Source organism: Bacillus cereus group sp. N6 (assembly GCF_016483705.1).
GTDB lineage: Bacteria > Bacillota > Bacilli > Bacillales > Bacillaceae_G > Bacillus_A > Bacillus_A wiedmannii.
Map to the genome: position 1 here is coordinate 1 of NZ_JAEHBI010000226.1, position 401 is coordinate 401.

Sequence of the window (401 nt, forward strand, 5' to 3'; positions counted from 1 at the left end):
GGTTCCGTTGCAAAGTTTTTTAACTAAAGCTAAACTGTAGGAAGATTGAGTTGAGGAGAATGATACATGAGATACTTCAAAGGAAAACAGTTCAAGAAAGACATTATTTTAGTAGCCGTTGGCTATTACTGTCGCTTTTCTTTGAGCTATCGTGATATATCTGAACTCCTGAGAGAACGTGTAATTTCCGTGCATCCAACAACAATCATGCGTTGGGTGCATGAATATGGCAATTTGATTTATCAAATGTGGAAAAAGAAAAATAAATCAGCACATTTCGTATGGCATTTAGATGAAACCTATATCAAAGTCAAGGGAGAGTGGCGTTATCTTTATCGTGCGATTGATAAGGAAGGTCACACATTGGATATTCAACTTCGCAAAAAGCGAGATCATCAAGC

1 protein-coding gene is annotated in these 401 nt (G+C 37.2%); it reads left to right on the forward strand.

Translation table 11 applies throughout. The features are described from left to right. Positions 1-66: 66 nt before the first annotated feature. On the forward strand, positions 67-401 hold a 335-nt coding region (locus JDS99_RS31070; protein ID WP_199696506.1), incomplete at its 3' end, for an IS6 family transposase.